7 protein-coding genes and 2 pseudogenes are annotated in these 15,326 nt (G+C 38.8%); 2 read left to right on the plus strand and 7 right to left on the minus strand.

All coding sequences use genetic code 11. The features are described from left to right. The first annotated feature begins 17 nt into the window (after positions 1-17). Together BLW31_RS14940 and BLW31_RS14950 are read left to right on the plus strand one after the other, a co-directional pair. The gene (locus BLW31_RS14940; RefSeq protein WP_010536198.1) at positions 18-4,055 is read left to right on the plus strand and encodes a hybrid sensor histidine kinase/response regulator transcription factor; all 4,038 of its coding nucleotides are present in this window, start codon (positions 18-20) and stop codon (positions 4,053-4,055) included. Positions 4,056-4,644: 589 nt separating this feature from the next. Then, complete coding sequence (locus BLW31_RS14950) at positions 4,645-5,742, plus strand: glycoside hydrolase family 43 protein (RefSeq protein ID WP_010536199.1); 1,098 nt, start codon at positions 4,645-4,647, stop codon at positions 5,740-5,742. On the opposite strand, the gene BLW31_RS14955 is transcribed toward BLW31_RS14950, so the two are convergent. The 7 genes and pseudogenes from BLW31_RS14955 to BLW31_RS25205 all read right to left on the minus strand — a co-directional run. Beyond that, positions 5,729-6,574 carry an FAD:protein FMN transferase gene (locus BLW31_RS14955; RefSeq protein ID WP_010536200.1) on the minus strand — a complete coding sequence of 282 codons (846 nt, stop codon included), beginning with the start codon at positions 6,572-6,574 and terminating at the stop codon, positions 5,729-5,731. The genes BLW31_RS14950 and BLW31_RS14955 overlap by 14 nt on opposite strands. An 83-nt stretch (positions 6,575-6,657) precedes the next feature. Beyond that, positions 6,658-7,365, minus strand: coding sequence for a DUF3823 domain-containing protein (locus BLW31_RS14960; protein ID WP_022301413.1), 708 nt, complete (start codon positions 7,363-7,365; stop codon positions 6,658-6,660). A 20-nt stretch (positions 7,366-7,385) separates the two neighbouring features. Continuing rightward, entirely contained in the window at positions 7,386-9,248 is a 1,863-nt protein-coding gene (locus tag BLW31_RS14965) for a RagB/SusD family nutrient uptake outer membrane protein (RefSeq protein WP_022301412.1), read from the minus strand. A gap of 6 nt (positions 9,249-9,254) precedes the next feature. After that, positions 9,255-12,452 carry a SusC/RagA family TonB-linked outer membrane protein gene (locus tag BLW31_RS14970; protein WP_029425216.1) on the minus strand — a complete coding sequence of 1,066 codons (3,198 nt, stop codon included), beginning with the start codon at positions 12,450-12,452 and terminating at the stop codon, positions 9,255-9,257. A 103-nt stretch (positions 12,453-12,555) separates the two neighbouring features. Beyond that, positions 12,556-13,167 (minus strand): annotated as a pseudogene (locus tag BLW31_RS14975) (DUF1793 domain-containing protein); the annotation flags it as partial. Positions 13,168-13,861: 694 nt separating this feature from the next. Next, complete coding sequence (locus BLW31_RS14980; protein WP_010536205.1) at positions 13,862-14,923, minus strand: site-specific integrase; 1,062 nt, start codon at positions 14,921-14,923, stop codon at positions 13,862-13,864. 18 nt (positions 14,924-14,941) lie between these two features. Beyond that, a pseudogene (locus BLW31_RS25205) lies at positions 14,942-15,154 on the minus strand (Arm DNA-binding domain-containing protein); the annotation flags it as partial. Positions 15,155-15,326: the final 172 nt, after the last annotated feature.

The following is a 15,326-nucleotide window of genomic DNA, read 5'->3' on the forward strand; positions in this document are numbered from 1 at the left end:
TATAAGACACACTTAGTATGAAGTTAACAAAAATACTGATACTTTTACTGGCCTTTTGGCTCGAACCATTGTCTGCATCTCCCTATTTCTCCTTTAAGAAATATCAGGTGGAAGATGGCTTGTCACATAATACGGTATGGTGTGCTATACAGGATAGTTATGGATTTATCTGGCTGGGCACCAGTGACGGTCTGAACCGCTATGACGGTCGGGGCAACAAAGTTTATCGGAATGTCTTGAACGATAAATTCTCATTGGAGAACAACTTCGTTGAAGCGTTGATTGAGGAAGATCAGAATATATGGGTCGGAACTAACTCCGGACTGTATATTTATGATCGGGCAACGGACCGTTTCTCTTATTTCGATAAGACTACTCAGTACGGTGTATACGTCAGTAGTGAGATCAAGAAGATTATAAAGACAGAGAACGGGCTTCTTTGGATTGCCACGTTAGGACAGGGGCTTTTTATTTATGATCCCGAGACTGAGGTGTTGACTCAGAATAGCATTCAGACTTCTTTTGTCTGGGATGTTTGCCAAAGTTATGATAAGAAGAAAGTATATGCTTCTTCACTTCAGGAAGGGCTACTTTGTTTCGATGAAAACGGTAAATTTCTGCAATCGTATAGAGTTTCATCAGATGTGAATTCTCCGGATAGTTACAAGATCAATTGCGTGTTGGATATCGAGGGAGAAGTATGGTTGGGAGCAGGTAACAATTTGCTAGGGAGGTTGAATCATGAAACCGGAATCATTGAGAATTATATGGCTCCTTCGTTGAATTTCGGTGCGGTTCGCAGCCTGCTCAAATATACAGAGAATGAATTGCTGGTAGGAACCGATAACGGACTCTATCTATTCAATCGTGAGTTGAAAACTTTTCTTCGTGCAGATAATCCGGCTGATCCGAGAAGTTTAAGTGACCAGACCATCAACGGTATGATGTGGGATGCGGAAGGTGCTCTATGGGTATTGACGAACTTGGGCGGTATCAACTACATGTCTAAACAGACCAAACGTTTTGATTACTATTCCCCCGCTTATCTGTCGGGGATACCGGGAGCGGGAGAGGTGGTCGGACCATTCTGTGAAAATAAGGACGGAAACATCTGGATTGGTACCCAGAGTGGTTTATATTTCTTCAATGCCGTTACACGGGAACTTACGGAGCATCCTATCGGAGGCGTAAAGGGGCAGAAATACGATATTCGTTCTTTGATGCTAGACGGTGATTGTCTCTGGATTGGTACTTATGCCGAGGGAATACGTGTTCTTAATCTGCGTACCGGTTCGATAAAAGAATATACACATTCTCGGGGAATCCCCAATACGATTTGTAGTAATGATGTGTTGTGCATGTATAAGGATCGGAAAGGTGAAATCTTCGTCGGAACAAGCTGGGGCTTATGCCGGTATAATCCGGATGCCGACAATTTTATGACTATCACCAGTATCGGTTCTATGATCTCCGTTGGCGATATATATGAGGATATGTACAACAATCTGTGGATAGCAACTACCAATAGCGGTGTGTTCTCCTATAATACCCTCAGCGGACATTGGAAACATTTCCAGCATGAACGGGAAGATTCGACTACCATTACCAGTAACTCGGTTATCACCGTGTTTGAGGACAATAAAGGGGTGATGTGGTTTGGCACGAATGGGGGAGGATTATGTTCCTTCGACCCTAAAACAGAAGCATTCATCGAATTTGATTCTTCACTTCCCAACAAAGTGATCTACTCCATTGAACAAGATCAGACGGGGGACTTCTGGATATCCAGTAATGCGGGGATTTTCAAGATTAATCCAATATCTAAAGCTCATTTCCGGCAGTTCACGATTAATGATGGCTTGCAGGGAAATCAATTTATGGCACGGTCTTCTTTAAGATCCTCCGAAGGCAAATTGTATTTTGGCGGAATTAATGGTTTTAATGTTTTCCAGCCGGAGCGTTTTGTCGATAATGCCTACATTCCTCCGGTATACGTGACTGATATCCGTCTGTCTTATCTGAATGATGAACAGGAAGTGAAGAAACTGCTTCAACTGGGAAAACCGGTTTATATGGCTGACAAGATAACCTTGTCTTATGAAAATAATAGTTTCACGATTCGTTTTGTAGCACTCAGTTATGAAGACCCGGCAAGAAACAGATATTCTTATATATTGAAAGGGGTCGATAAGGAATGGATTACCAATTCCGAGAACAACTCCGCTTCTTACACCAATCTGCCTCCCGGAGAATACGAGTTTGAAGTGCGCGGTTCTAATAATGATCATCAGTGGAACGAGAAAACCACTACTCTGAAGGTAGTGATTACTCCCCCTTGGTGGCGTAGTTCTTTCGCTTATTTTATTTATATCCTCCTGCTGATGGGGTGGATTGCCTGGATTGCCTGGCGTTGGAATCTCCGTGTCAAGCACAAATACAAACGTCGGATGGAGAAATACCAGATTGCTAAAGAACAGGAAGTTTATAAATCAAAGATCGGCTTCTTTATTAATTTGGTACATGAGATACGTACCCCTCTCAGTCTGATACGTTTGCCTCTTGAAAAGCTGCAAGAGATAGAGCATGAAGGAAAAGAAGCGAAATATCTGTCTGTGATAGATAAGAATGTGAATTACCTTTTAGGCATTACGAATCAGCTGCTCGACTTTCAGAAGATGGAAAACGGAGCTTTGCAATTGAATTTGGTGAGCTGTGATATAAAGGAGCTTGTGAATGATATATATAGCCAGTTCACTAGTCCTGCGGAGTTGAAAGGTATTGAATTGGTGTTGACGGTACCCGATCAGGAATTGGTATCGATGGTTGATCGGGAAAAGCTGAGTAAGATCTTGGTGAACCTGATAAGTAATGCTATCAAATATGCCCGTGCACGCATTGATTTGAAACTTGTGGCAAATGATGCGGGGTATGAAATATATGTGAGTGATGATGGTCGTGGAGTACCTGACTCGCAGAAAGAGAAAATATTTGAAGCTTTCTATCAGATGCCGGATGACAAGGTAGCCACGGCAACAGGTACTGGTATCGGATTGGCTTTTGCAAAATCTCTGGCAGAGGCTCATCAAGGTAGCCTTCGTCTTGAAGATAACGAACCGCAAGGCTCTTCGTTTGTGTTATCTCTTCCTTTGAACAAGGAGGCGGTAGAAGAAACTACCGACATCGTTGAGGTACATTCTGAAAGTGAGGGGACGACAGAGAATATTTCTTCGGAATTCTCGGGAAAGAAATTCACTGTATTGTTGGTGGAAGACAATGTCGAACTATTGAACCTGACACGCGATTCATTGCTGGCTTGGTTCCGTGTGCTGAAAGCTTCGAATGGACGTGCAGCTCTTGAGATACTTGAACAAGAAAGTGTAGATGTTATAGTCAGTGATGTCATGATGCCGGAAATGAACGGTTTGGAACTCTGTAGTAAAGTAAAATCTGAAATAGATTACTCACATATTCCGGTTATTCTGCTGACGGCAAAAACAACCTTAGAGTCTAAGGTGGAAGGCCTTGAATGTGGAGCCGATGTGTATATAGAGAAGCCATTCTCTATCAAGCAACTGCACAAGCAGATTGAGAACCTGCTCCGGTTGAGGCAGTCTTTCCATAAGTTGATGGCTAGTTTATCCGGAAATGCGACTCAGACTTCAGCAGAGCTTGCGATGTCTCAGAGAGACTGTGAATTTGTTGCTAAGATACAGGAAGTCATTGCTGACCAGCTGGCAGACGAGAACTTCTCCATTGATACTCTTGCAGAGCAAATGAACATGAGCCGTTCTAATTTCTATCGAAAGATAAAGGCATTGTCGGGTATGTCGCCCAATGATTACCTGAAGGCTCTGCGTATGAATAAGGCGGCTGAATTAATCCGGGGAGGTACACGTATTTCTGAGGTTGCGGCACAGGTAGGATTTACTTCCTCCTCCTATTTTGCCAAATGTTTCAAGGTACAGTATGGTGTTCTTCCTAAGGAATATATTAGCCAGCTTTTGAATTCAGGAGAATCAGCAGAGATTTCTTCGGATGCTGATCCTAAAGTCTGATTCTGGTCTGTTAATGAAAGATGGGGCAGGACTTGACAAACCGTTTTTTATATTGTATATTTGTAAGTAGCAACAGACTGTAAATTCGATAAGATTGATAATATAGATGGAAAATTAGTATATTTAAGTATAATATAATAACAGATGGCATGCATTTCTGCTTCGGGTAATGCTTGCTGATTGGTCTGCTACAAGCTAAGGGCTGTGATTCTTTATAGGGATTACAGCCCTTTTTGTTGCTAAAAAGTGATATTTATTCCTGTAGGAAAGATATGAATGTTTATAATAAACTTGGATACCGTTTATAATAAACGATGAAAGAATTTATTAATAAACGATTGGATATGAACGCAGCATAGGTTGATATTTTTTAAATAAATACTAGCGCTGACTTCAAAATATTCTTTTTGTCTTTGATGATATAATGTTTTTTATTTACAGAGAATCTTTTCTCTTTTTGTGTCAATTATCTGAACAGATTGTGGCATGACGGAAGAATGATATTCTAAATTCGATTTTTATTTTCGCTTTGTTAACGGTTAATGGAAAAAAAGTCTTTTCTTTGTATCATCTTAAAAATAATGTAACTATGAGAATCTATTTATGCCTGTTATCCTTCTCTGTTCTGTTGAACATTTCTTGTAATTCCAAACATGCCGGGAAGACAGAAGATGCTGAAAAAGATACTTATGTCAATCCATTGTTTACGGAAGGCCCTAATCCAAATGCGATTTACCATGATGGAAAATATTATTATACCCATGAGACCAATGATCAAATATTCTTATGGGTAACTACCGACATTACTGACATGCCCCGCTCCACCTGTAAGGAAGTTTGGGTACCCAAAGATCCTTCAAACTCTTATCATCTCTGGAATCCTGAAATCCGAAATATCGATGGCAAATGGTATATCTATTTTGCGGCTGATGACGGGAATACGGATAATCACCAAATTTATGTGATTGAAAATGACTCTCCTGATCCAATGCAAGGGGAGTTTCGTATGAAAGGAGCGATCATGACCAATCCGGAATGGAATTGGGGGATACATCCTTCCACTTTTGAGCATAAAGGGGAACTTTATCTTCTGTGGTCAGGCTGGCCTAATCGCAGAATTGGCAGTGAAACACAATGCATTTATATAGCCCGAATGGAAAATCCCTGGACATTGGCTACGAAAAGAGTCATGATCTCGCAGCCGGAATATGAATGGGAACGGCAATGGATTAATCCGGATGGCGGACGGACGGCTTATCCGATTTATGTGAATGAAAGCCCTCAGTATTTCCATTCCAAGGATAATCAAACGGTGATTGTATACTATTCAGCCAGTGGTTGTTGGTCTCCCTATTATTGTACCGGAATGTTGACTGCCGATGCGGACAGTGATTTGTTGAACCCTGCTTCTTGGAAGAAAAGTCCTGTTCCTGTATTTCAGCAGAAGCCGGAAGATGGAGTATACGGACCGGCTGGTCTTTCGTTTATACCTTCGCCCGATGGAACAGAATGGTATGTGTTATATCAGGCGAGGAGCATCCCGAGTGGGAATACAGGAGAGTCGGAAACCCGTAATCCACGATTGCAGAAGATAGGATGGGATGCTAACGGAATGCCGGATTTGGGTATTCCTCTTCCTGTGAATACTCCGTTGCCTAAGCCATCCGGTACGGTTACAAATCAATAATTATTGAGGGAAGAAACTCGGCCGTTAGTACTTTGCGTTGTTCTTGATTTGCCACAAATAGACTGGTTGAAAGAACTTCGCCTGTTGTTCCATCGTTTGTTACTACAGCTACTTGTCTGACTCCTTCCAGTGGCTGGCCACTCCAAGGAGAAATAATGTGTTTACGCTCACATGAGTCATTACCGGAAGTGGTCAGGCATTCATTGTTGAGGAGTATAGACTGGTCTTTGTCGCTTTGGACACTATTTGTCTGATTTCTAAAGCCTACTTTCCATCCCATACCGGAAGGATGGTTGCCCAAAGCGAGTATAGAACTGTTTCCTATGCTTATCAAAGCATTTCCTATTCTATGAGTATTTACTATTTCCTTGATTCTGTCCAAAGCATAGCCCTTAAGAAATCCTGATAGATTTATGGCAGTACCTGCTTGGTGGAAGAAGATGCTTGATGCTTCAGGTGATAGATGTATTGAATGTATTGTATCTTGGTTATAGTTCTCCGAATGAATGGTGATGTCGAAACATCCTATTGTTTTTTTATGATATTCTATGCACAGCGCGATCATCGAAAAGAGAGACTGGCTTATCACAACGGGAGTTGTAGAAGCTGCCTGATTGACTAAAGCCAGTTCACTTGAAGGATCATAATAATTGGCTGTTCTTTCCAGTTGGCAGAGCGTGTCGTATATATGATTGACTGCAGACATTAATTCTTTCTCCGATTTCTGACAACTGAGTATGATATCTACGCGTGTATGCATGGATGAGAACCAGGCATAGAGAAGCCCGTCGTTGTCATGTGTCTTATATATATGCTGAATGGTATGCTGCATTTATTCTTTATTGATATATTAATAAGATGAGGTTGTGCCAACGTTTTGACACAACCTCTCATTTATCATATATAGAATTTATTCTATTTAAGTCTGAATACTTCCGAATATATTCCTTGATCAGAGCCTTGGGGCCATAGACAAATACGTCCAAATAATGTCCCCCTTTTTAAAGCTGTTTGAAACATACTATTATTACTATAGTCTCTAGTGGCAAAAGTATATATTTTACCAGTTTCATCGTATTGTATAAGATCCTCTGTTTCGTCATAACGATCTACATTATGTTCAGCATCACTCAAAAATTGTGTGGTACTTAATAACATGATCATACGGTCAATACCAGTACCTGCTATTTTATTTACTTTAAATGAAGCATTAACCTTATTACCATTTAGAGTCATTTTAGCATCTTCTACTAAATAATAAGGAGTCACTTCAACATCTTGTGTAGCAAGTCCATTCAGCTTTATTTCAATAGTGTCACGACCTTTATCGCTCCAAGGACCATTACCAGCCTTGGTAATCAGTTGATATTCCCCATCAAAAATACAAATGGAGAACTCTCCATTCTGGTTTACAAAAACTTCTACGGGGTCATGCTTTTGATAGCCGCGCTGATATAACTGCAGTTTGACGGCTTCATTGCCACGTAATTGTAAAGCCTCTCCTTTATAAACCACACGCCCTTTTATAAAAGAAGTTGGTTCATCATAATTATCTTTTGTACAGCTCATTAATGAGAAAGCCGACAAGATGACCATTGAAAATATTTTCGATATTGTTTTCATCTTCATTTTTTCTTTTTAAGTTACTGATAAGGATTTTTCACTAACTTCGGATTATTATTAATCCAACCATTATCAATTTCTGAATAATATTGTGCGTCTGTACATTTTAACGGGCGACGCCATAAATCCAATTTTTGCATATCTTTTTCAATGAATACCCATTTCCCATCATTAGGATCACCTGAAGCAACCACCTTAAATGGCCATAATCCTAGGCGTTGTGAAGTTCTTGCTGTTGGTTCACCAGTCCATATTTTACTCGCTTCCATCCAGCGCTTCAAGTCCCACCAGCGATTACCTTCAAATGCAAATTCTACCCGATATTCATGCATGATTTTTTTATGATCAATCGTGTTTAATGGAAGAATTCCAGCCCGACTACGCACAGCATTAATATATTTCAGTGCTTCTGTATCAGTATTATTTCGTGATAGCTCCCAGCTAGCTTCAGCAGCAATCATATAAGCCTCTGCAATACGGAAATAAACATTCCACATTTCAGAACCACGTCCGATAGTACCTGCAGAAGGGGTAGCATCCAGATATTTGCGTACATAGAAACCAGTACGATTTATTTCGCGGTCATTACCACCAAAAGGCCCATTATTTGCTGTGATTAACTTCCCTTCTTCGTCATAAGAATTACGGGCTCCAGTGACTTCAGACCATGAACCATTTTCTTTTCGTAGCTGTCCTGCTTGTAATTCGATGACCTTACTGTCAAAAGTAGCTCCGGGCACAATAATGGAGCCCATCAATCGAGGGTCACGCTCCATGAATAGCTCAGTTGGTTCGGTAAAGAATTCCGGATTTTCAGGGGTGCCAATTTCAAATGGTACACTTGTTCCTTTTTGCTCTTCCGTAGCGTCAAGCGGCTCGAAGGCCTCAACTAGATTTAGTAAAACAGATAAACGGTCACTTCCTGTATCCTGCTCTATACTTTTGGGTAAGTTTCCTTTTGTAAACTGATGCGTTTGTCCTGGAGAAACATAATCACGGCACCAAATGACTTCCGTATTGCCATCTTTTTGACATACAGCTTTATAAAAATTGTCTGCATATGCTTTGTGAGTCTGTTCTGATGCTAACATTAGTTTGTAAGGTCCATTCTCTATGACATCCTTTGCTGCTGCTAGTGCTGTTTTGTAATATTCTTGAGCTTTGGAAGGAGGTATCCCCACTTCTCCGCCATTTGTGCGCAATTGCGGATGTGCTTCAGTAGTATTATAGGTCGCTAATGAAGCTGCAGTCAAAGCTGCACGTGCCTCCAGCATTTTCGCTACCCAGTAATTAGCGCGTGCGGAGTTTTTATTAGTATCCTTTGTTAACATTTTAGCCGCTTCCTGACATTCTGAAATAACATAATCGTATAAATCGGCTTCAGTAGAACGAGGTACCTGTAGAGTTGTGATATCCATACCTGGAGTATAATTGAATATCTCATCATTTATTATAGGTACACCACCCAAAGTACGTCCCATACAGAAATAAAGCCATGCACGGATATAACGTACTTCACCTATATAAGCTGTTTTCGTGGCCTCATCTACGGCGTCTGAAGGTTTAATGCCTTCTAGGAACTGATTAAGATCATGTACTAGGGTATAATCATACGTACGCCATTTGTTTCTGTCAATATTCTCGTCACTATTTGTGTCGAAATGAATTACTTCATCCAGCATCGTCCATTGATCCCAGTCATCAATGCGTTGTCCTATTGTGACACGTCCATAAAAATTAGCCAATACTGATTTAACCAATGTAGGGTCACCAAAAGTCTGATCTTGGGTTAATAATGTATCAGGCTTTGTATCCAAGAATCCACTACAACTACCTAATGATAACATTGTAGCAGTCATTATTGTATATAAATATTTTTTCATTGTTTATTAAAATTTTAGGTTTACGCCAATATTTATTACTCGCATCGGAGGATAATCCAAACCATTGTCAGATGCACATTCCGGATCCATGACAGAAAGGTTTGATAGAGTCAGTAAGTTTGTACCTGAAACGAACAGTCTTAAATTACTAATGCCAGTCTTGTTTAGCCATGTTTTGGGGAATGTGTAACCAACTTCCAGATTACGTAACTTTAGATAAGTTACATTATGTAACCAATATGAACTTTTATCATAAGCACTAGTTTCATCAGTATTTAGACGAATCATCGGATATTTACCCGGAATTAAGGGGCTGTTAGCATCCCATATATCAGATAAATGCCATGCGTCTTTCAACACTTCATCAGGGCTGTTTCCATCATTCTGAAACGGACGGGCTGTCTCATAACACTGATTCCATGATGTCATACCAGAGCCAGTCCAATCCATAGCCAAATCAAATCCTTTCCATGATGCGGAAAGATTAATTCCAAAATTAAGAGTAGGAGTACTATCTACACGATATCCAATAGGACGTTCATCTAAATAATTGATTACACCATCATTGTTTTGATCCTTATACATAATATCCCCTGGAACTACCGTACGATTACCTTTTCTGTCATTATCAATTGGATAATTAGCAATTTGTTCCCAGTTTTGAAAACGACCGATAGCTTCGTATCCCCAGTTTACGTATCCTACACGGTGCCAAATGCTGTTACGATATTCATCCCATGAATTACTGAAACGTGGCTTATACTGCTCCCAATCCCAGAATCTGGAATAGGTTATATTGCCACCAATGCTATAATTGAAGTCATTGATATGGTCAGTCCACGTAATTGAGGCATCAAAACCTTTATGCATATCTGATTTCAGATTCTCCTTTGGTAGACTAAAACCTGCTTCATTCGGTATTAATACATCATAACGGGCTTCAGGAATTCCATCACGTACACGACGAAAATAATCAAATTGAACATTCAAACGGTTATTGAGAAAACCTAAATCTACGCCAATGTCTAGAATCTTCGCTGTCATCCAGGATAGTGTCTGGTTAGGTAGTCCGCGAGTAGAGGTTCCTACTACCCAATTCCCATCAATTACAGCACCACCACTGTTGTAATTATAACCAGGTAGGTAATCAAAAGCAGAATAGTCAGAAACGGCATCATCACCAACTTCTCCATATGAACCACGTAGTTTAAAGTTAGTAACGATCTCACCAAGTTTGCTTTCTTTCCAAAAATTTTCTTCAGAAATACGCCAACCCAATGACGCTGATGGGAAGAATCCCCAACGATTGTCTGGGCGAAATTTCCATGAACCATCCCAGCGAGCTATTAATTCAATTAAGTATTTGTCAGCATAGCTATAATTGATACGTCCCAAATAACCCATACGAGCCTCTGTTCTATTTCCATCGTCATTAAACTCTTGAATTTCTTTCAGACGAATCAAATCCATTGCATTAGAAACCGGTGTAGAATGAATCCACATTTTAGGGCGTTTACGTTGACTTGCCTCAAATCCAGCTACGGCAACGACTGCATGTTTCCCGAATTTACGATCAAAATTTAACTGGAAGTTTGAAAATTGATCCTCTACCTTCTCACGATTACGTTCACGATAAGGGTTTGACATACGATTGGTTACATAGTAGCTGTCTGTTTGTTCATTATAGCCATATAATTCATAGGTGAACTCTTGGTTATCCAGTTCGTTGTATGCATAATAGTACCCCAACATTCCTTTGAATTTTAATCCTTTCAGAATTTCATATTCAGCAGTACCGTTCATTTGAATTACACGCCATACGTCCGAGACCTTTCCTGTTGTTTCGTAATTTAAAATTGCAAAATTAGTTTCCGGTTGATCAGATACCAACTGCGGATAATTGGGATTATCATTGGCAAATGGACGTTTGGTTGGTTGATTTTTCATTGTTGCGAAACGAGGTAGCCATGTATCATCACCTCCCGGTACTCCAGGATGACGACGATCCTCAATGCGTCCATTCATGCTTGCACCTACTTTAAGACGTTCATTTACATTCATTTCAATATTCATTTGCACATTCGTACGACGAAATCCGCCATAATTGCGAATAGTTGCATCTTGATTAATGTGGGATACTGCTACATAATAATTTGCTTTATCTGTACCTCCAGAGAAATTCGTATTGATATAATATTGCGGAGCACTTACCCAGATATAATCTTCCCAGTCCCATCCTTGATATTTAGCGTCTGTACCACTCATCCATTTTTCATATTCTTCTTTACTATAACGACGAGAATCATCATTACGCCCAGAAAATGTTTCTGCAGTTACATATGCATGAACATAATCTTTTACATTAGCGGGGCTAACATATTTGGAGTTTTTTTGCCAGCCATAATAGGCGTTAACAGAAACTGTATTTTTAGAATTACGGCTACCTTTCTTTGTAGTAACAACTACTACTCCATTCGCAGCACGTACACCATACAAAGCAGCTGATGCATCTTTTAATACAGATATAGACTCGATATCGTTAAAATCCATCTGACTAAACTGCCCTGTATCCGAAATAACGCCATCAATTACAAATAACGGAGTACCCATATTACGAATTTGCAAAGCTGTTTCAGCCCCAGGGCGTCCATCTTGTTGACGAGTATTTACACCTGCAATTTTACCAACTAAAGCTCCACCTGCAGTAACAGCAGAAGAACGGGCAATTTCTTCGGATTTAATAGAAGACACAGCCCCTGTCAACGTTGCTTTCTTTTGTGACATACCGAAACCTGTAATGACTACTTCATCTAAAACTTGCGTATCTTCCTGTAAGGTCACAGTAATTTGTCTCGACTCTCCTACAGCAACATTTTGTGTTTGATAACCGATAAAAGAAATCTCCAATCTTGTTTTAGGAGCAACATTTAGAGAAAATTCACCATTTATATCAGTGATTGTACCGGTAGTTCCCCCTACTTCTTTTACATTGACTCCAATTAATGGTTCACCATTGGCATCAATAACAGTGCCTTTTACAATACGTTGTTGTTGGGTAGAGTTCACTATTAATGTATTTTCATCTATTATACTAGTGGCGTGAATATAACTACTAGGCAATAATGAAAATGCAGTCAGACAGAGTGGAATGCACCACATCTTGTTATGGCTTAAAAACCAAAACATTTGTTCTTTTCTTTTCATAGCAAATAAATTTTGTCACCGATATTATACATCTTATAATTAGTATAATACGGATGAGTGTTTAAAATATATTGAATAATTTCACTTTTATTGGATTAGCTCATCACTTGTTCAACATTTTCTCCATTAGTATCTTCATCCAATGTCCTCCGATTACCGAACGAGCCTTAAACCCAGTCATCTGATTAGTTTTTGTATCATACCAGTCACTAATTGGAACACGGGAAATCGTTTCATTGACATATTTATAAAGAGGATCTACAAACTTCTCAAAAGTTGCTTGATCAGAAGACATAGCTGCCGTCCACATAATCCAATCAGACTTTGTGTAATCTTTCCGAGAATCCAATGGTAATCCATAAGGATTCTGTTTCGTTAAATAATAGTTGATTTCTTTGCCGATTACATTATTAGGGAAGAGATTCAGATTCCACATCTTATCCCAGATCATGTTATATTTCTGACTCCAAGTGTCTTCACGGTCAAAGGCCAGACGATAATGATCTCCTTCATTTGCCATTTCCTCCCATTTAACCGCCATTTTCTTGGCTATAGTAGCATATTTATCTGCTATATTATTAAATCCTAACATTTTAGCCATCTCGCTGTAACCAGCTATTCCCATAATTGCTTTCACTGACAAGTTCGCATTATGAGCCCAATGCCCGGCAAAATCATCCGTGCACAACTGGTTCTCCGGGTCCTGTCCAAACTGCCTTTTATTATTGTAATCAACTAATATACAATAATATATCGTCTTTTGTATTGTCTTTGTGTTGTCTGTTTAGGTACAAAACAGTATATGTAAATCGATAATTGTGTCGTAATATAAAAGGTGGATGATAATAGATTTAAAATCTTAAAAAATCTATTAAATAAAATATAATTATATTTATAACATATAAAAGAAATATATTATAAAACAAACAATTCTATTTTGCATAAATCATTATTGCATAGTAAATTAAAACATATAATACAAACAAAAAAAGATATATATACCAAATACGAATAAGATAAAACATAATGAGGAATTCATGATGCCATATGGTGTAACTATGAAACATAACAGGAAGCAATGAGGTTTCAAATGGTTAAGGAGAATATGGATAATGTAAACATATATAATCTAAAAATATGATAGTGTATCATGCCTGGCTGACTTGACTTCATTTTTGCATAAGATTTGCTGCACTATTATGTATAATATATAAGAAAGAATTAAATAATGTAGCTTTGAATTAATTTTGGACTGCATAAGAGACATATCTGACACCCGGGTGTCGGTATACATAAAATCCGGGTGTCAAACAAACCTTAGATACTATTGATTTTTTCTGCTTTACTATAGTGAATAGGGCGGTGATGTAGCCTGTATTTATTCAGACTCCGAAAGGCATTTCTTACAGCTACCCCAAATTTGCAAGTTTAGCTCGCAATTCTTTGAGTCTTTTAGCAGCCTGTTGATTATCGACCTTAATATATCGCATAAAAGCAGCGGGACTTTTATGACCAGATATACGCATTAATTCTCCTGCAGGGAAACCAGATAAATACATATTTGTACAAAATGAGCGGCGGCACGTATGCGAAGATATCATTTCCCACTTTTCATATACTTTCTTTTCTCTTTCATTACCCTTCTTACGAACTATTTCGATTTTCTGCCTTAATTTAGCTCGACGTCCCAGTTCTTTGATCTTCTCATTGAACATATATCTCGGGATTTTAGGAAGGTCATAATTATACTTCTTAAGAATTTCAGGTACATAATCAATCATAGGAATAACAACAGCCTTATGTACTTTCCGCTGTTTAAGATTTATATTCTCATTGTCCAAATCAATATGCTCAGGACTTAATGTAGAAAGATCACTATATCGCAACCCGGTGAAACACCCGGTAATAAACACATCTCGGATTTCCTCCAATTGCTTGTCACCGGATAAATCAAGCTCATATATTGCAGCCAACTCTTTTTCACTCAAATAAATAGCATCAGTCTCTTCTTCTACTACTTTGAAATTTCTTAGGTCAATTGGCGGAATAACTCCTTTAACAATCTGATAATTCACAAAACCTTTCAATAATCGTATTATCTTTCCGGCGGAGTTAGTAAGTAGCCCTATTGTCCCATTTGGCTTTACAACCTTATGGAATAGATAATCCATAAACTCATTATAGAATGTCAGGTTTAGATTACGGAATGTTACCGGTTGTGATGAATACTTCTTGAAACCATTCAGATGTTTGCGGAGTGTTCTGTAGTCTTTGATTTGATCAGCGGAAACAGATGGTGTCTTTTCTAATATATATCGCTCTAATGCCTCAAACATATCTACCCGGTTAGGGCGCAGTCCATATTCTCTGTTTTTCTCCAATTCGAGCAGGACAAATTCTACAGTCGGATCTATGCCATTTTCTTTAGCATAAGTCAGAATGTCACCAAGCTTAGATGTGATCTTAATCAAACAGGTATCGATTTCATCATAGTTGGGGCATGCACGTTTAATCCACTTCTTTTTAGAATCCCAATGTTCGGGTCTAATATTGTATCCGGTAGATATAAGCGTACGTCTTGTTCGATCGTAATTATATCGAACATAAAGTACAGTAGTACCCTCTTGGGTAACGTACTTTGGTTTTATATATGGAGTATATTTTGCTATAGTAATAACCTGTATTGCATTCGTGATGCAAATTTACGAAAGGTATCTGAAATGACCAATACCTCTTTTGTTAAAGTTCCAAGCTTTCAGTTATTGGGGCATTTCCTCAAATCAATACTCTGTTAATTCTTATGTAATCGATTGAAAATGAGAGAGTTAATTAACGTAATATAACTAATAAAATTTGGTTAAGTGGCTGATTATC

The sequence above is a fragment of the Bacteroides faecis MAJ27 genome (genome assembly GCF_900106755.1).
Taxonomy (GTDB): Bacteria; Bacteroidota; Bacteroidia; order Bacteroidales; family Bacteroidaceae; genus Bacteroides; species Bacteroides faecis.